This window comes from Burkholderia sp. L-4, assembly GCF_056856535.1.
The window spans coordinates 437,675-453,022 of sequence record NZ_JBXEOX010000003.1; the positions used below are offsets into that span (position 1 = coordinate 437,675).

Sequence of the window (15,348 nt, forward strand, 5' to 3'; positions counted from 1 at the left end):
CGCCTGCCTGTTTTCTTTTTCCCCTGCGAGGAATGTCCCGATGAGCATGCCCACGATACGACACATCCGCGCGCTGACGGTGCGCGGCGGCGGCGCCGACTACCATGACCAGGGCGCGGACCACTGGATCGACGATCACATCGCGACGCCAATGGCGCGTTACCCCGAATACCGGCAGAGCCGGCAGTCGTTCGGCATCAACGTGCTCGGCACGCTCGTGATCGAGATCGAGGCGAGCGACGGCACGGTCGGTTTCGCGGTGACGACGGGGGGCGAGATCGGCGCGTTCATCGTCGAGCGCCATCTGGCGCGTTTCATCGAAGGTCAGCGCGTGACCGACATCGAGAAGATGTGGGATCAGATGTTCCACGCGACGCTCTATTACGGACGCAAGGGCGTGGTGCTGAACGCGATCTCCGGCGTCGACCTCGCGTTGTGGGACTTGCTCGGCAAGGTGCGCGGCGAGCCGGTGCACCAGTTGCTCGGCGGCAAGGTGCGCGACGAACTGCAGTTCTACGCGACCGGCGCGCGGCCGGACCTCGCGAAGGAGATGGGGTTCATCGGCGGCAAGCTGCCGCTGCATCATGGTCCGGCGGAGGGCGACGACGGCTTGCGCCGCAACCTCGATGAACTGGCCACGATGCGCGAGCGCGTCGGCGCCGATTTCTGGTTGATGCTCGACTGCTGGATGAGCCTCGACGTGCGCTATGCAACCCGGCTCGCGCACGAGGCGCACGCCTACGGGCTCAAGTGGATCGAGGAGTGCCTGCCGCCCGACGACTACTGGGGTTATGCGCAATTGCGCCGCGCGGCGCCGCCCGATCTGCTCGTGACGACGGGCGAGCACGAGGCGACGCGCTGGGGCTTCCGCATGTTGCTCGAGATGGGCTGCTGCGACATCATCCAGCCCGACGTCGGCTGGTGCGGCGGAATGACGGAACTCGTCCGCATTTCGGCCCTCGCCGACGCGCATGGCGTGCTGGTGGTGCCGCACGGCTCGTCGGTCTACAGCTATCACTTCGTGACGACGCGGCACAATAGCCCGTTCGCGGAATTCCTGATGATGGCGCCGCAGGCGGATCGCGTCGTGCCGATGTTCGATCCGCTGCTGCTCGACGAACCGGTGCCGAGCGGCGGACGGATGAAGGTGCCGGACACGCCCGGGTTCGGTGTGCGGCTCAATCCGGCCGTGCGCACCGAACGGCCCTACACGCACTGAGCCGCCGCGATGAAACTGCTCGAGAACAAGGTGGTCGTCGTCACCGGCGGCTCGCGCGGCATCGGCCGGGCGATCGCGCTTGCATGCGCGCGGCATGGCGCCGACGTCGTCGTCAATTACTGGGCCAACCCGCTGCTGCCGGCGCAGTCGGATCACGCGCTCGACGCGCTGATCGACGAGATCGGGGCGACCGGCCGGCGCGCGCTCGCGGTGCCGGGCGACATCGCGCGGCCGGACACCGCGGACGAACTGGTCGAGCGGGCCGTCGATGCGTTCGGCCGGATCGACGTGCTGGCGAGCAATGCGGGGATCTGCCCGTTCCACGCGTTCCTCGACCTGCCCGCCGACCTGCTGCGACGCACGATGGAGGTCAACCTGCACGGCGCGTTCCACGTGACCCAGGCGGTCGCGCGCCAAATGGCCAGGCAAGGCGACGGCGGCGCGATCGTCGCGACCAGTTCGATCAGCGCGCTGGTCGGCGGCGGCATGCAGACGCACTACACGCCGACGAAGGCCGGCGTGCATGCGCTGATGCAGTCGTGCGCGGTCGCGCTCGGCCCGCACCGGATCCGCTGCAATTCCGTGCTGCCGGGCACGATCCGCACCGAGATCAACGAAGCGGATCTCGCGGCGCCCGGCAAGGCCGAGTACTTCGAGCAGCGGATTCCGCTCGGCCGCCTCGGCGAGCCCGACGACGTCGCGGACTGCGTGGTGTTCCTCGCGTCGGACCTGGCACGCTACGTCAACGGCGCGGCGCTGCTCGTCGACGGCGGCCTGTACGTGAACCTGCAATGAAGGGGGCGGACATGGAGACGATCGCGTTCAGGATGCGGCTGCATCGCGGGCGCAAGGACGAGTATCGGCGGCGCCACGACGCGATCTGGCCGGCGCTCGCCGACGCGCTGCGCGCGGCCGGCATCGCGGACTACTGGATTTTCCTCGACGACGAAACGGATTGCCTGTTCGCCGTCCTGAAACGCCCGGCCGGGCACCGGATGGCCGAGCTCGCGCAGGCCGACGTGATGCGCCGGTGGTGGGCGTACATGGCCGACCTGATGGCGACGGACGAGGACGGGCGGCCGCTCGAAAAACCGCTGGAACCGATGTTCCATCTCGCGTGACCGTCAGGAGGCGCCATGCAGGTCGTCGATCCACATGTGCATTTCTGGGATGCCGATGCGTTGAGCTACGGCTGGCTCGACCGCGCGCAGCCGGCGTTCTCCGGGCCGGTGGCCGCGCTGCCGCGTGCCTATGGCCCGGCCGACCTGCGCGCGGACGCGGGCGAGATCGATGTCCTGAAAGTCGTGCACGTCGAGGCGATCCATGACGCGTGGACCACGCCGAGCGAGGTCGAATGGCTGCAGGCGCTTGCGGATGCGCCGGCGAGCGGCGGCATGCCCGAGGGCATCGTCGCGGGCGTCGACCTGTCGCGTGCCGACGCGCCCGCGCGGCTCGAGGCGGCCGCCGCCTGCGCGAACGTGCGCGGTATTCGTCAGGTGCTGAACCGTCACGCGAACCCCTGGTACAACTACGTCGACCGGGACTATCTCGACGATCCCGGCTGGCGCGCGCATTTCGGGTGGCTCGCCCGGCTCGGGCTGTCGTTCGACCTGCAGCTCTATCCGTCCCAGGTCGAGGCCGCGCTGGCCCTGGTCGACGCGCATCCGGACACGGTCTTCATCGTCAATCACGCGGGCATGTTCGTCGACCGCGACAGCGTGCACGGCTATCGCGCGTGGCGTACCGGGCTGCACGGGCTCGCCCGCCGCGAGAACGTCATGCTCAAGCTGAGCGGGCTTGCGATGTTCGATCACCGGTGGACGGTCGAGAGCTTCCGGCCCTATGTGCTCGAGGGCATCGACGCGTTCGGCGCCGCGCGATGCATGTTCGCGTCGAATTTTCCGATCGACCGGCTGCATGCCGGCTATCCGGCGCTCTGGCGAGCGTATGCGGACATCGTCGCCGGCGCGAGCGATGCGGAACGGCAGGCGCTGTTCATCGGCAATGCGGAACGGATCTATCGCCTCTGACCACTCGCCGCATGCATGGCGCCGCCCGTTGCGGCGCGCTTGACGCAAGTCAAGCCCGCCGGCCGCCCCGCCCGCGAAGATGAACCGCCATCATCGGCGGGGAGGGGCGTCGTGGAGCACCATGCGGAGGGTTTGCGGGGCGGGCGCTGGTCGCTGCCGGCGCCGGGCTGGCGGGATCTCGCCGCGATGCTGATCGTCGTCGGGTTCCTGTTGCTGGCCGGCCTCTCGGCGCACCAGATGGCCGGCCCGCTGGCGGTGGCGCCTCCCCCGGCCATTTCGCTGTCGCCCGCGGCGCTGCCCGGCTACGCGCTGCGCACCGTCGCGCGCATGTTCGCGGCACTGCTCGCGTCGATCGTCTTCACGTTCGTCTATGCGACCGCCGCGGCGCGCAGCCGCCGCGCCGAGCGCGTGCTGATCCCGCTGCTCGACGTGCTGCAGTCGGTGCCGATCCTCGGCTACCTGTCGTTTACCGTGCCGTTCTTCCTGGCGCTGTTTCCGGGGCGGATGCTCGGCGCCGAGTGCGCGGCGATCTTCGCGATCTTCACCAGCCAGGCGTGGAACATGACGTTCAGCTTCTACCAGGCGTTGCGCACCGTGCCGCTCGATCTCGACGAGGCCAGCCGCAGCTTCCGGCTGTCGGCATGGCAGCGCTTCTGGCGCCTCGACGTGCCGTTCGCGATGCCGGGGCTCGTCTGGAACGCGATGATGTCGATGTCGGGCGGCTGGTTTTTCGTGGTCGCGGCCGAGGCGATCGCGGTCGGCAGCCGGCGCGTCGACCTGCCGGGCGTCGGCGCCTTCGTCGCGCAGGCGATCGCGAATCGCGACCTCGCGGCCGTGGGCTGGGCGATCGTCGCGATGAGCGTCACGATCGCCCTGTACGACCAGTTGTTGTTCAGGCCGCTGGTCGCGTGGTCGGAGCGGTTCCGTTATGGCGATGCGTCGCCCACGGTCGCGTCGCGCAGCTGGATGCTCGACCTGTTCCACCGATCGCCATGGATCGCCCGTGGAGTCGGCCCGGTCCGGGCGGTGTTGCGCCGGGTGGCGCGCGCGCGGCTGCACGGGTTCGTGCCGGCATGGCGCGCCCGGATCGCGCTGCCGCGCCACGCGGGCGACGTGCTCGGGTTTGCACTGTGCGGGGCGGGATGCGTGTATGCGGCGGTCGAACTGTACCGGCACGGACGTGCGACGCTCACGTGGACGGACCTGCGTGTCGTCGCGAGCGAAGGCGCGCTGACGTTCGTGCGCGTGACCGTGCTGGTCACGATCGCGTCGGCGATCTGGGTGCCGGTCGGCATCGCGATCGGTCTGCGGCCGCGCGTGGCCGCCCGCATCCAGCCGGTCACGCAGTTCCTCGCCGCGTTTCCGGCCAACCTGCTGTTTCCGGTCGCGGTGTTCGCGATCGTGCACCTGCGGCTCGAACCCCGCATCTGGCTGTGCCCGCTGATGATATTGGGCGCGCAATGGTATGTCCTGTTCAACGTGATCGCCGGGGCGAACGCGTTCCCGGCCGACCTGCGCGAAGCGGCCGCGTGCTTTCGGGTACGGCCGGCGACCTGGTGGCGACACGTGATGCTGCCCGGCGTCCTGCCGTACTTCGTGACGGGCGCGATTACCGCGTCGGGCGGCGCATGGAACGCGAGCATCGTCGCCGAGGCCGTGAGTTGGGGCAGCACGCGCCTGGATGCCGGCGGACTCGGCGCCTATATCGCGCGGATGACCGACGCCGGCGACTATCCGCGTATCGCGCTCGGCGTCGCCGCGATGTCGCTGCTCGTGATCGCGACCAACCGGCTCGTGTGGCGCCCGATGGTCGCGTTCGCGGAACGCCGCACGCGGCTCGATTGAGCCCTCAACCGATCCTTTACGCACGGGAGACGCGGGTGCCGAACCTCAGCGAAGACACCGAACGCAACGTCACGCACGCGGCGGCGCCGCCGCCCGACCCGGCGGCGGTCGTGCTCGAGATGCGGGCCGTATCCCGATCGTTCACGGAGCCGTCCGGCGAGCCGCGGCACGTGCTGGCCGACATCGACCTCGCGCTGCACACGGGCGAGATCCTGGGGCTGCTGGGCCGCTCCGGTTCGGGCAAATCCACGCTGCTGAGGATCGCCGGCGGGCTCGTCAGCCCCTCGTCCGGGACGGTGACGTATCGCGGTGCGCCGCTCGCCGGTCCGACCGACGGCATCGCGGTGGTATTCCAGACCTTCGCGCTGTATCCGTGGCTGACCGTCCTCGAAAACGTCGAGCTCGGCCTCGACGCGCTGGGTCTTGCGCCGGGTGATGCCCGCGCCCGCGCGGCCGCCGCGATCGAGCTGATCGGGCTCGACGGGTTCGAATCGGCGTTTCCCCGCGAACTGTCGGGCGGCATGCGTCAGCGGGTCGGTTTCGCCCGCGCGCTCGTCAGCGAACCCGTGCTGCTGTTGATGGACGAACCGTTCTCCGCGCTCGACGTGCTGACCGCCGAAACGCTGCGCACCGACTTTCTCGACCTGTGGGATGCGCACCAGCTGTCGACGCGGTCGGTGCTGATGGTGACGCACAACATCGAGGAAGCCGTGCTCATGTGCGATCGCATCCTGGTGCTCGGCGGCGGCCCGGCGCACGTCGAGGCGACGCTGAACGTGCCGCTGCCGCGCCCGCGCAGCCGGCACGATCCGGCCGTGCAGGCGATCGTCGGCAAGATCTATGCGGCGCTGACGGCACGCATCGCCGATGCGACGGCCGACCGCGCAGCGACGGGCGGTGCGCTGGCCATGAAACTGCCTAACGTGTCGAGTCACCACCTCGCCGGATTCGTCGAGACGCTCGCGGCCGCGCCGTACGACGGGCATGCGGAACTCGGCACGATTGCAGCGGCGCTCGCGCTCCGGGTCGACGCGCTCCATTCGACGGCGGCCGCGCTCCATCTGCTCGCGTTCGCCGAATGGCGCGACCGGACCATCCGGCTGAGCGCCGCGGGCCAGGTGTTCGCGCAAAGCGACGACGATGCGCGGCGGCGCCTGTTTCGCGAGCACGTCGTCCGGTTCGTGCCGCTCGCCGAGCATATCGACGAAGTGCTCGGCGAACGCGAGGGGCGTCGCGCGCCGCGCGAGCGTTTCGAACTCGAACTGGAGGATCGTCTCGATCCGCGCAGCGCGGACCAGGCGCTGCGGGTCGTGACCGACTGGGGCCGTTACGCGGGACTGTTCGACTACGACGACCACACCCGCACGTTCGGCCGCTGACCGTCACGGCGATGGGGCGGCCCGGCCGTGTGCCGGCGGGATTCGCCCCGCGCGCCTACGCGCGCAGTGCGGCGAGCAGCGGCGACCAGAACGCGCGGCTGCCATATGCGGCGGCGTCGCGGTCGGTATCGAAGCGGACGGCGATCGCCGCTTCGGCTTCGGTCAGCGGATCGGCCTGCTCGATCTGCCGGGCCAGCACGGCGGTGTCGGCATCGGAGGCATCGCGTCCGCGTGCCGCCCGGGCAGCGACACGCGCGGCAAGCGTTGCCGGGCTCGCGGTGAAATCCAGTATCGCGACGCGCACGCCGAGCCGTGCGGCGAGCGCGATGAACGCTGCCCGGTGGCACCCGCGCAGGAACGTGGCGTCGACGATCGCCGTGTAGCCGCTGTCGAGCACTACGCGAGCCGTCGAAAGCAGTCCGTCGTAGATCTCGTCGATCGCCGTGTCCGAATACGCATTCGAGGGCAGGCGGGTGCCGGCCGAGGCGCCGGCCACGCGCTTGCGTGTGTCGTCGCTGGACAACCGGATCGCGCCGAGCCGCTCGGCCAGTGCGCGGCTGGCCAGCGATTTGCCCGAGCCGGACAGCCCGTGACACAGGAGCAAAACCGGTTGCGCATCGCGTCGTGCGTCGGCCATCGCCGACGCCGTGCGCAGATAGCGCTCGCGCGCCGCTTCGTCGCCGCGCAGCCGGGCGGTCAGCGCGCGCACCAGCGCACGGTAGACGAAGTAGCACGGCAGCACGCCCAGTGCCGAGGGGTCGCCCGTGCGTGCCAGCCAGCCGGAAAGGAGGCGCCGGGCGCAATCCTCGCGTCCGTGGGCGGAGAAATCCATCAGCGCGAACGCGAGATCGCTCGCCACGTCGATCCAGCGCAGCGCGTCGTCGAATTCGATGCAGTCGAACATCAGGATCCGGTTCCGCCAGCGCACGATGTTGTCGAGATGCAGATCCCCGTGGCACGCGCGCACGAAACCGCGCGACTGCCGAGCGGCGAGCAGCGGCGCGATGCGGATCAGCTCGGCGTCGTACCAGGCGCGCAGCGCGGCTTCGTCCGGCACCGTGACGTCGAGCGTGTCGAGCAAGGGGCGGCACTGGGCCGCGACGCCGGCGGCGCTACCGGGATGGCCGCGCGGCGCACGGCGCGGCGCATGCAGATGGTGGCGGGCCAGCGTATCGGCGAGGGCGTCCGCATCCGCGAGACCGTCGTCGTACGATGCGCTGCGAGCCGACAACATCGCGTGCGCATCGAAACGGCGCATGCGTACCACGTATTCGCCCGGCACCGTCCGCTGCCGGCGCCCGCCGGTCGGCACCGGTGCCCCGAACGCGCAGCGCCGGCCGTGCGCGAGGAGCGGCCAGACGCCCAGGTACAACGGGCCGGCAAACGGCCGGTTGAGCGTGCACTCCGCGAGCGCGCAGTGGCGCCGCCGCGCCGGCCGCACGAGATCCACGAAGGCGAAGCGCACCGGCTTGATGCGCTTGTACGCATAGCGCCCGGCCAGATAAACGACGGACAGATGGGTTTCGATCCGCTCGATCCGGCCCGCGGGGTGCGGATAGGTGGCAGGTCGGCGCATGGCGCGATCGAATTGCGTCGACTGTCGTCGCGTGTTTCCGCGACTCGGCACGAACGGGGGATGCGGCGCTCGGGACATGATGAACGAATGGGTTGTACGGGTGCGTCTGCGCGTTGCCGCACCCGGCGGGTTGGATTCGACCCGAGCCTGCGCGCTCCCGTCTGCCCGATGTCGCCGGACCGGCAGGCCGGGCATTGCCGACTCGATGAGCCGTATTGCAGCCGAGCGCGGCGCATTCCGGCTTGATGCCGGTCAAGCCGGAGGCGCGAAAGCGCGCTTGATGCAGGTCAACCGCGGCCGCCGACGCGGCGCATACAGTCGGCTGTGGCGCCTGCGTCAAGCGGCGCGCGACCATGTGCGGCATTCACGGCCTCATTCACGGCCCGAGAGGCATTGACGATGAAACGACGAGCGTTCGCGATGATCGTGCTGCTCGCGCTGGGCGCCTGCGCCGGCGCGGAGCGATCCGCGACATTCAGGACGATGGAAACACGACTGCTCGCGATGCGTCAGGCCGCATCGCTGCCGTGTTCGACACCGTCCGAATGCGACCGTGCGTGGAGCCGCACGCGGCGCTACGTCCAGGCGCATTCGTCGACCCGGATCACGCGATTCGGTGCGGACCGGATCGAGACGGCGCAACCGTATGCGGCGGGACAAGTCTATCTCTGGGCATCGCGCGTGGAATCGGGCGGCGGCGGCGCGGTGATCCGGCTCAAGGCGATGTGCAAGGGCATGTACGACACCGACGGCGGCCCCGGCTGGCAATACGATGTGTGCGCGCGGAAGATCCTTGAAATCGAGCAGGGCTTCCGGCCTGATGAGAACCCGCCGAGCTAGCGTCGGATGCCGCCGATTCCGGGCCACGCGGTGCCGCGCCTCCCGGTCGGCCGGATGCCGGCCGCTCGGGCCCGCATGCCGCGGCTGCCGCCAGTCTCCGCGCGTGCCGGTTTCATCGCGGCTTCAAACCGTTGACTCCGGTCAACGCGTGCCGGCGGCGAGCGCCGATGATGGAAGCGAATCCGGACGCCGCTCGCGCGTCCGTTCCTCAGCGAGGCCCGCATGTACACGACGATCATGGTTGCGACGGATGGCAGTCCTACCGCTAATCAGGCGCTCGACGCAGGCCTGAGGATGGCCAAAGTATGCGGCGCCCGCCTGTTCGCCGTGTTCGTCGTCGACAAATCCGCGCTTCTCGCCTACCGCGGCCGCATCGAGCCGGAAGCCTTGCTCGACGAGATCCGGCGCCACGGCGCCGCAATCTTGCACGATGCCGACCGGACGATCGCGCGCGCGGCCGTCAACGGCGAGACGGACCTCGTCGAGACCGATTTCGGTCAGGACGTCGCGGAGCGCCTGCAGCGCTACGTCGTCGATCATTCGATCGATCTGGCCGTGGTCGGCACGCATGGTCGACGCGGTGTCCGGCGGCTGGTGCTCGGCAGCGTCGCCGAGCGCTTCCTCCGCGCATCGCGTTGCCCGGTCCTGCTCGTGCGCGGCGAGGATGCCGCGCACGCGACGGTCGCGGCGGCCTAGTCCCGCCGTCGGCCCGTGCGTTACCCGCCAAGGTGATCATCATGCAGATCTCGTTTCCTTCCGAACATCCGACGTATTGCGACCTCGATTCCGCACTGAGCTTTCCGGCGCTCGTCGAGGGCCGCCGCGTACGCTGCGCGATCACCGCGGCCGCGCTGGAAGATCATTTCCGCGCGGCATCTCCTCGCGAGCCGGACCTCGTCGACGCATTCGCACGCCATCGTCCCGCGATCGAGCGCGCCGCGCGCTGCCTGCTCGAGGAAATCGGCGGACGGCCGATCCTGCTCCATAGCGGCCATTTCCGGTTCTGCACGTAATCGGCCGCCGCCCTTGACGCGCATCAAGCGCGTGCCGGGGCGCGGAGGTACGCTGGAATTCGAAAGATCATTCGTCCCACGCGCGGCATTGGGTGCCGCGCCATCCGGTCTTCATCGCGGCCGCTGCTGCCGGGACGAGCGCACCGGCTGCACGTCATCCCTATGAGGAGTGCGAATCATGAGCAACATGACGCGTTACGATCCGTTTTCGATCGAACCCGTGGCCGATCTGTTCCAGGGTCTGTTCAGGCCGCTGCGCGGCATGACGCTGGCCGACGAGCCCGATCTCGCATCGATGAAGATCGACGTCACGGAAAACGACAAGGCGTACACGGTGAACGCGGAGCTGCCCGGCGTCGCGAAGGACGACATCGACGTCCAGGTGACGGGCAACACCGTATCGATCCACGCGAAGATCGAGCGCAACAACGAGCAGAAGGACGGTGAGCGCGTGATCCGGCGCGAGCGCTACAGCGGTGCGATCAGCCGCTCGTTCTCGCTGTCCGGCGACATCGACGATGCGAACGCGAAGGCGACCTATCAGGATGGCGTGCTGTCGCTGACGCTGCCGAAGAAGGCGCCGGTCGGGCAGAAGAAACTCGCGATCAGCTGATCGGACGACGGGCAACGGGCGATGCGGGCACGCGTCGCCCATCGGGAGGATCCGGCGCGCGGAGCGATCCGCGCGCCGTCTTGCAGGCGCGGCCGCCGCCGTGCTCACGCATGCGAGGGCGCACTGCCGGTCCGATAGCCGACCGTCTGCGCGAGGATCGGCAACTCGTCCTCGTTCAGCCGCAGCGCGTCGGCGAGCGTGCGGTGATTGATCCAGCCGCGCACGACGGTGCCGAGGCCGGCCGCCGCGCAGTACAGCGAGACGTTCTGCGCGATGGCGCCGGCCGCGATTGCCGAGAACACGTCGCGTTGCTGGGGCGGCATGTCGAGTATCGCGGCCGTCCGGACGACGTAGACGAGATCCAGCGGCGCGCGGCCGACGAAGTCCTGATAGCCGGTCAGGTTGCGCGCATCGACGGCATGCTTGAGCACGAGCCGGTGCGCGGGCGCATCGTAACGATAGACGCCGCCAGGCAGCGCCACGTAGATGTCGATTTCGTTGAATGCGTGCGCGGACGGCGCGGTTCGGCCGCCGCTTGCCGGCCGGTTGATGCCGTCCGCCGCCCACAACAGCGTGCCGAGCGTCACCGGCGGGAGCGGCGCGGCGGCGAATTCGCGGGAACTCATGCGGGTCGCGAGCGCGGCCATCAGCGGCACGTCGTTGTCGAGCATCGGGCGCGGCAGGTCGATGATCTCCGGCGAGTCGCCCTCGGGCGACGCCGGCCGCGCGGCGGGCGCCGGCGAATAGGCCAACAGGTGCGGTGCGGTCATGCGAGTCTCCTTGAAGCGTGATTGCGCGTGCCTGGAACCTCGCGCATCGGCGATCTCACGATAAGGCGGCTGGGCCGTATCGGCTTGACTTCCGTCAAGCAGCGCACCGGCCGGCCACGACTTGCGGCGTGCGGCATCCGTTGACCTGCATCAGCGACCGGGCGCCGCGCGTGTGCAACGCTGACGACGTGCGGCGGACAGGCGCGCCGCGGCTCACAGGAGAGCAGACGATGAAAACCGACAAGCAGTTGAAGCAGGATGTCGAGGACGAACTGGAGTCCGACCCGTCGATCGATTCGACCCGCATCGGCGTCGAGGTGGCCGACCGGATCGTGACGCTTTCGGGTCATCCGCCGAGCTACGCGGAGAAGCTGGCGATCGAGCGTGCGGCGAACCGCGTGGGCGGCGTCAAGGCGCTCGTCGTCGACATGACCGTGCATCTGCCGGACGACGACGTGCGCACCGACGAGGACATCGCGAAAGCGGTGCGTTCGGTGCTGCACTGGACGGTCGGGCTGCACGACGACGCGGTCAAGGTGCAGGTCGAGCGCGGCTGGATCACGTTGTCGGGCAGGGTCGACTGGGCGTACCAGAGCCACCTGGCCGTGCGCGCGATCTCGCAGATGCGCAGCGTGACGGGCGTGACCGACCACATCGCGGTGCAGGGCACGGTCGGTTCGGACGACATCGGCGGCAACATCAAGCGCGCGATCATGCGTCACGCTGAGCGTGAGGCGAAGCACATCGCGATCGACGTGCACGACGGTACCGTGCGGCTGTCCGGCAAGGTCGGCTCGTTTTCCGAACGCAAGGCCGTGCGGGGTGCCGCGTGGTCCGCGCGCGGCGTGCGTGCCGTCGTCGACGACCTGGTGGTCGAGTAAGTCCGGCAGGCGGACGGGCGGTCCACGGCGATCCGGCAGGGTCGCCGGATGACGCTTTCAGGTGCACTTCACGAAACGGGCGGGGCGGTTGCGATCGAGACGGTCGCGGCCGCAACGGGCGGCTTCCGCTGCCGGCCCCACGTCACGCTCGAATCACCGGACGGTATCCGCGGGCGGACGTTCGAGCACGCCCGGAAGCATGCGGGCGACCCTTCCGGAAACGGGCGGTTCATCGCGGCTTCATCGGGACAAGGTCGGGGCGCAAGGGTTGCCGTGCCCCGACAGGCAGCCGTTCATTGAAAGGTGGCCGCTCCCGAACGGACGCGCGACACCGCGCGGCGACAGCGGCCGTCGCAGCGGCGACGGCTGCCGATGCCCGCCGCCTCGATGCCGGGCATCACGCCGCCTTGAGCGTGGCAAGCTGCAGCGCCTGGGCGAAGCGGGCCAGCGTGGCGATCGATCCCGTCACGCTTTCGTACCGCTCGCGCCCGATCTGTCCGTCGAGTATCACCAGCATGCCGGCGTCCCGGGCGAGGGCGACGAGTGCCAGCGTGTCGAGCGCTGCCGTGTCGGACGCGGCAACCCGCATCCCCGAATCGGAACGATAGTCGGCGTTTGACATGGCGTCTCTCCTGGTGGTTGCGCGATCGGCGTGCCGGTCGGCCGGTACCCGTGATTTCAGTATCGTTGCCGCGCGCCCGCGGTTCAATCAGCCTGCCCCGAAGTTGCGGTAGGAATCGCGCCCGTTCCGTCGGCCGATTCCTACACGGCACGTGGCGTCGAAGCCGCGTTGCAGCGTGCCGGCGCGCGTTCGCGCCGCCGCGCATACCAGCTGCCTATCGCTTGCCAGATCGCCGCGGCGGATTCGCAATACGTGAACAGTTCCAGGTCGCGGCGGTCGATCATCCCTTCGTCGGCAAGAAACGCCAGGTCGATCGCACGGCGCCAGTACGCCTCGCCGACGAGGATGACTGGCAGCGGCGCGATCTTTCGGGTCTGCAGCAAGGTCAGCACCTCGAACAGCTCGTCGAAGGTGCCGTAGCCGCCGGGGAAGAAGACGGCCGCTTTCGCGCGCTCGAGCAGGTGCAGCTTGCGGATCGCAAAATAGTGGAACCGGAAGCCGAGCGCCGGCGTGATGTACGGATTGGGCGCCTGTTCGCGCGGCAGCTCGATATTGAAGCCGATGCTCGGCGCGCCGCGTTCGTAGGCGCCGCGGTTGGCGGCCTCCATGATGCCGGGACCGCCGCCCGTGACGATGGCGAGGCGCGCGGTGCGCGTGCAGCGGTCGGCATGCGCGACGATGCGCCCGAATTCGCGCGCAACGCGGTAATACACGCTGTATTCGACGAGCCGGCTGGCGATCGTGACGGCGCGCCGCCGGCCCGCGTCGTACGGACGCTCCGCCAGCAGGCGATTCGCTTCGTCCAGCCGCGCCTTCGCGACCGACGGCGCGACGATGCGCGTGCTGCCGTAGATCACGACCGCATGGCCGATCCGCTCGTTCTGCAGCCGCTCCTCGGCTTTCCAGTAATCGAATTGCAGCCGGATGCCGCGCATGCCGGCACCCTGCAGAAGGGTCGCGTCTTCCTCGGCCGGCGGCCGGTTCAGGGAATGGGCGCCGCGCCGCGGCCGGCGCGGGGTGCGCCCGACGGAGTCCTCGCCGACGACGGCATCGGGCCTTGCGCGCGGCCGTTTGGCGCGGGCCTTCGCGAGCGTCGCGGCGGATGCGGGGCGGCGGCGTGCGCGGCCTCTTGCCATGCCGGCGGGCGCGCGTTTCACGAGGGTCGACATGAACGGAAGTGCCGCGCGCCGATCACTGGCTCAACACCCATTGCACGAGCTGCTGCGCGTCGTCGGGAGACAGCGGCCCGCCGCGATCGACGGCGGACGGCATCGGCGTGTCGCCCCAGTGCACACGGCCGCCGACGCGCAGCTTGCGTTCCAGTTCCGCCGCGGCGTGCGGATCGCCGCGGTAGCGCTCGGCGATCTCGTGAAACGACGGCCCGAGGAACGTCATGTCGATCGTATGGCAGAACATGCAGTGCTGCGCATTGACGAGTTCGGTCGGCTCGGGCACGGTCGTCTGCGCCGCGGCCGAGCCGGCCGCCACGGCGATCACGCAGAGGGCGGCGCAACGCATGACGTTCATGTTCGGTTCCTCGTCGAGGTCAGGTGAAGGAGATCACGTCGTCGAGCGGGCGACGCGGCGAATGCGGCGTATGCGGACCGCGCCCGACGCGCAGCAGCAGTTGCGGCTCGCCGCGCAGCCCGAGCATGTGGCGCAGGTGGGCGCGCAAGCCGGCCGTCTCGATCGGCTGGTTCAGGTACGACGCGGTATAACCCGCGCGCGTCGCGACGAGCAGGATGCGCTCGAGCGCCTGGCCGGCGGCGAGCCACGCTTCGCGATCGTCGCGCACGGTCGCGATGCACACGATCAGCGGCGATGCGCCGACGAGCTGGTGATGCAGCGCGGCGAGCCCGTTGCCGAGATCGAAGGTCCGTACCGCCATCGTCACGACGGGCGCGGCGAAGTCCAGCAACGACGGCACGCCGGCCGCGAAGGCCGGCATGCCGTCGACGTGCCGGCGCGGATCGATCCAGCTCGCCAGCTCGCGGCGAAAGCGCGGGTCCGCGAACTGCTGACGGTCGGCCTCGGCCACCAGCTCGGCGACGCGCGCGCGATGCGCGATCGAGTCGACACACGCGACGTCGGCGCCTTCCGCGACGCCCGCCGCGATCAGCGCCTGCTGGATCTCGTCCGGCACGGCCGTCGATTCGAACGGCGCGCGCGTGGTGACGCGCTCCGGAATCGCATCGAACAGCGCGCCGAGCGACGCATCGGAATAACCGTCGTCGCAGACCCGGACGAGTGCCAGGAGATCGGGATCGACTTCGGATGGAAACGTGCGGATCGTATGGGCGAGCCCGGCGTGATTGAGCGCGACTCGCAGGTTGAGCAACGCCGCGCCGCAGCTCATGATCAGCTCGCGATCGAACGGATCGACCACCGGCAGCGCGCGGACGCGGTCCGCGCAGACCGACATCGTGGTGCCGTTGACCAGGAAGCGCCACGGCTGGGAATTATGGCTGGACGGCGCCAGCACCGCGTAGCCCAGCAGCTCCCGCAGTTGCTGGTCGGGATGGGCGCTTGCGGCAAGCGGGGGAACGGATATCATCGATCA

General features: G+C 69.6%; 17 protein-coding genes. 11 read left to right on the plus strand and 6 right to left on the minus strand.

Features of this window, described 5'->3' with window-relative positions; all coding sequences use genetic code 11:
* Positions 1 to 40: 40 nt before the first annotated feature.
* From rhmD to AC1VVG_RS32500, 6 genes are all read left to right on the plus strand, one after another.
* Positions 41 to 1,219, plus strand: a complete 1,179-nt coding sequence (rhmD, locus tag AC1VVG_RS32475; RefSeq protein WP_034192099.1) for an L-rhamnonate dehydratase — start codon at positions 41 to 43, stop codon at positions 1,217 to 1,219.
* Between the two features lie 9 nt (positions 1,220 to 1,228).
* Positions 1,229 to 2,014, plus strand: a complete 786-nt coding sequence (gene lra1 / locus AC1VVG_RS32480) for an L-rhamnose 1-dehydrogenase Lra1 (RefSeq protein ID WP_049032030.1) — start codon at positions 1,229 to 1,231, stop codon at positions 2,012 to 2,014.
* An 11-nt stretch (positions 2,015 to 2,025) separates the two neighbouring features.
* Positions 2,026 to 2,340, plus strand: coding sequence for an L-rhamnose mutarotase (gene rhaM / locus AC1VVG_RS32485; protein WP_049032029.1), 315 nt, complete (start codon positions 2,026 to 2,028; stop codon positions 2,338 to 2,340).
* A gap of 15 nt (positions 2,341 to 2,355) precedes the next feature.
* A complete protein-coding gene (locus AC1VVG_RS32490; RefSeq protein WP_482837475.1) occupies positions 2,356 to 3,249 on the plus strand; it encodes an amidohydrolase family protein in 894 nt (297 codons plus the stop codon).
* Between the two features lie 111 nt (positions 3,250 to 3,360).
* A complete protein-coding gene (locus tag AC1VVG_RS32495; protein WP_482837476.1) occupies positions 3,361 to 5,094 on the plus strand; it encodes an ABC transporter permease in 1,734 nt (577 codons plus the stop codon).
* 119 nt (positions 5,095 to 5,213) lie between these two features.
* Positions 5,214 to 6,473, plus strand: a complete 1,260-nt coding sequence (locus AC1VVG_RS32500; protein ID WP_482837644.1) for an ABC transporter ATP-binding protein — start codon at positions 5,214 to 5,216, stop codon at positions 6,471 to 6,473.
* Between the two features lie 55 nt (positions 6,474 to 6,528).
* On the opposite strand, the gene AC1VVG_RS32505 is transcribed toward AC1VVG_RS32500, so the two are convergent.
* Complete coding sequence (locus AC1VVG_RS32505; RefSeq protein WP_482837477.1) at positions 6,529 to 8,127, minus strand: bifunctional aminoglycoside phosphotransferase/ATP-binding protein; 1,599 nt, start codon at positions 8,125 to 8,127, stop codon at positions 6,529 to 6,531.
* A 321-nt stretch (positions 8,128 to 8,448) separates the two neighbouring features.
* On the opposite strand from AC1VVG_RS32505, the gene AC1VVG_RS32510 reads away from it, so the two are divergent.
* From AC1VVG_RS32510 to AC1VVG_RS32525, 4 genes are all read left to right on the plus strand, one after another.
* Positions 8,449 to 8,889 (plus strand): hypothetical protein, encoded by a 441-nt coding sequence (locus AC1VVG_RS32510; protein ID WP_069706180.1) that lies wholly within the window; start codon positions 8,449 to 8,451, stop codon positions 8,887 to 8,889.
* Positions 8,890 to 9,111: 222 nt separating this feature from the next.
* The gene (locus tag AC1VVG_RS32515) at positions 9,112 to 9,585 is read left to right on the plus strand and encodes a universal stress protein (RefSeq protein ID WP_069706181.1); all 474 of its coding nucleotides are present in this window, start codon (positions 9,112 to 9,114) and stop codon (positions 9,583 to 9,585) included.
* Between the two features lie 41 nt (positions 9,586 to 9,626).
* Positions 9,627 to 9,902 (plus strand): DUF1488 family protein, encoded by a 276-nt coding sequence (locus AC1VVG_RS32520; protein WP_034192175.1) that lies wholly within the window; start codon positions 9,627 to 9,629, stop codon positions 9,900 to 9,902.
* 178 nt (positions 9,903 to 10,080) lie between these two features.
* A complete protein-coding gene (locus AC1VVG_RS32525; RefSeq protein WP_049030574.1) occupies positions 10,081 to 10,515 on the plus strand; it encodes an Hsp20/alpha crystallin family protein in 435 nt (144 codons plus the stop codon).
* A 104-nt stretch (positions 10,516 to 10,619) separates the two neighbouring features.
* Here the strand turns inward: AC1VVG_RS32525 and AC1VVG_RS32530 are convergent, their stop codons facing one another.
* A complete protein-coding gene (locus AC1VVG_RS32530; protein ID WP_034192106.1) occupies positions 10,620 to 11,285 on the minus strand; it encodes a nitroreductase family protein in 666 nt (221 codons plus the stop codon).
* A 230-nt stretch (positions 11,286 to 11,515) separates the two neighbouring features.
* Here AC1VVG_RS32530 and AC1VVG_RS32535 point away from each other — a divergent pair, with 230 nt between their 5' ends.
* Positions 11,516 to 12,166 (plus strand): BON domain-containing protein, encoded by a 651-nt coding sequence (locus AC1VVG_RS32535; protein ID WP_482837478.1) that lies wholly within the window; start codon positions 11,516 to 11,518, stop codon positions 12,164 to 12,166.
* 397 nt (positions 12,167 to 12,563) lie between these two features.
* On the opposite strand, the gene AC1VVG_RS32540 is transcribed toward AC1VVG_RS32535, so the two are convergent.
* From AC1VVG_RS32540 to AC1VVG_RS32555, 4 genes are all read right to left on the minus strand, one after another.
* Positions 12,564 to 12,788 (minus strand): hypothetical protein, encoded by a 225-nt coding sequence (locus tag AC1VVG_RS32540; RefSeq protein WP_049030575.1) that lies wholly within the window; start codon positions 12,786 to 12,788, stop codon positions 12,564 to 12,566.
* 140 nt (positions 12,789 to 12,928) lie between these two features.
* Complete coding sequence (locus AC1VVG_RS32545; RefSeq protein ID WP_482837479.1) at positions 12,929 to 13,957, minus strand: LOG family protein; 1,029 nt, start codon at positions 13,955 to 13,957, stop codon at positions 12,929 to 12,931.
* Between the two features lie 22 nt (positions 13,958 to 13,979).
* Positions 13,980 to 14,315, minus strand: a complete 336-nt coding sequence (locus AC1VVG_RS32550; protein ID WP_482837480.1) for a c-type cytochrome — start codon at positions 14,313 to 14,315, stop codon at positions 13,980 to 13,982.
* Between the two features lie 19 nt (positions 14,316 to 14,334).
* On the minus strand, positions 14,335 to 15,342 hold the full coding sequence (locus AC1VVG_RS32555) for an Acg family FMN-binding oxidoreductase (RefSeq protein ID WP_034192111.1): 1,008 nt from the start codon (positions 15,340 to 15,342) through the stop codon (positions 14,335 to 14,337).
* Positions 15,343 to 15,348 lie beyond the last annotated feature (6 nt).

Coding starts and splice junctions, on each gene's coding strand:
- rhmD (WP_034192099.1), top strand. CDS start 41: ATGAGCATGCCCACGATACGACACATCCGCGCGCTGACGGTGCGCGGC.
- lra1 (WP_049032030.1), top strand. CDS start 1,229: ATGAAACTGCTCGAGAACAAGGTGGTCGTCGTCACCGGCGGCTCGCGC.
- rhaM (WP_049032029.1), top strand. CDS start 2,026: ATGGAGACGATCGCGTTCAGGATGCGGCTGCATCGCGGGCGCAAGGAC.
- AC1VVG_RS32490 (WP_482837475.1), top strand. CDS start 2,356: ATGCAGGTCGTCGATCCACATGTGCATTTCTGGGATGCCGATGCGTTG.
- AC1VVG_RS32500 (WP_482837644.1), top strand. CDS start 5,214: ATGCGGGCCGTATCCCGATCGTTCACGGAGCCGTCCGGCGAGCCGCGG.
- AC1VVG_RS32505 (WP_482837477.1), bottom strand. CDS start 8,127: ATGTCCCGAGCGCCGCATCCCCCGTTCGTGCCGAGTCGCGGAAACACG.
- AC1VVG_RS32510 (WP_069706180.1), top strand. CDS start 8,449: ATGAAACGACGAGCGTTCGCGATGATCGTGCTGCTCGCGCTGGGCGCC.
- AC1VVG_RS32515 (WP_069706181.1), top strand. CDS start 9,112: ATGTACACGACGATCATGGTTGCGACGGATGGCAGTCCTACCGCTAAT.
- AC1VVG_RS32520 (WP_034192175.1), top strand. CDS start 9,627: ATGCAGATCTCGTTTCCTTCCGAACATCCGACGTATTGCGACCTCGAT.
- AC1VVG_RS32525 (WP_049030574.1), top strand. CDS start 10,081: ATGAGCAACATGACGCGTTACGATCCGTTTTCGATCGAACCCGTGGCC.
- AC1VVG_RS32530 (WP_034192106.1), bottom strand. CDS start 11,285: ATGACCGCACCGCACCTGTTGGCCTATTCGCCGGCGCCCGCCGCGCGG.
- AC1VVG_RS32535 (WP_482837478.1), top strand. CDS start 11,516: ATGAAAACCGACAAGCAGTTGAAGCAGGATGTCGAGGACGAACTGGAG.
- AC1VVG_RS32540 (WP_049030575.1), bottom strand. CDS start 12,788: ATGTCAAACGCCGACTATCGTTCCGATTCGGGGATGCGGGTTGCCGCG.
- AC1VVG_RS32545 (WP_482837479.1), bottom strand. CDS start 13,957: ATGTCGACCCTCGTGAAACGCGCGCCCGCCGGCATGGCAAGAGGCCGC.
- AC1VVG_RS32550 (WP_482837480.1), bottom strand. CDS start 14,315: ATGAACGTCATGCGTTGCGCCGCCCTCTGCGTGATCGCCGTGGCGGCC.
- AC1VVG_RS32555 (WP_034192111.1), bottom strand. CDS start 15,342: ATGATATCCGTTCCCCCGCTTGCCGCAAGCGCCCATCCCGACCAGCAA.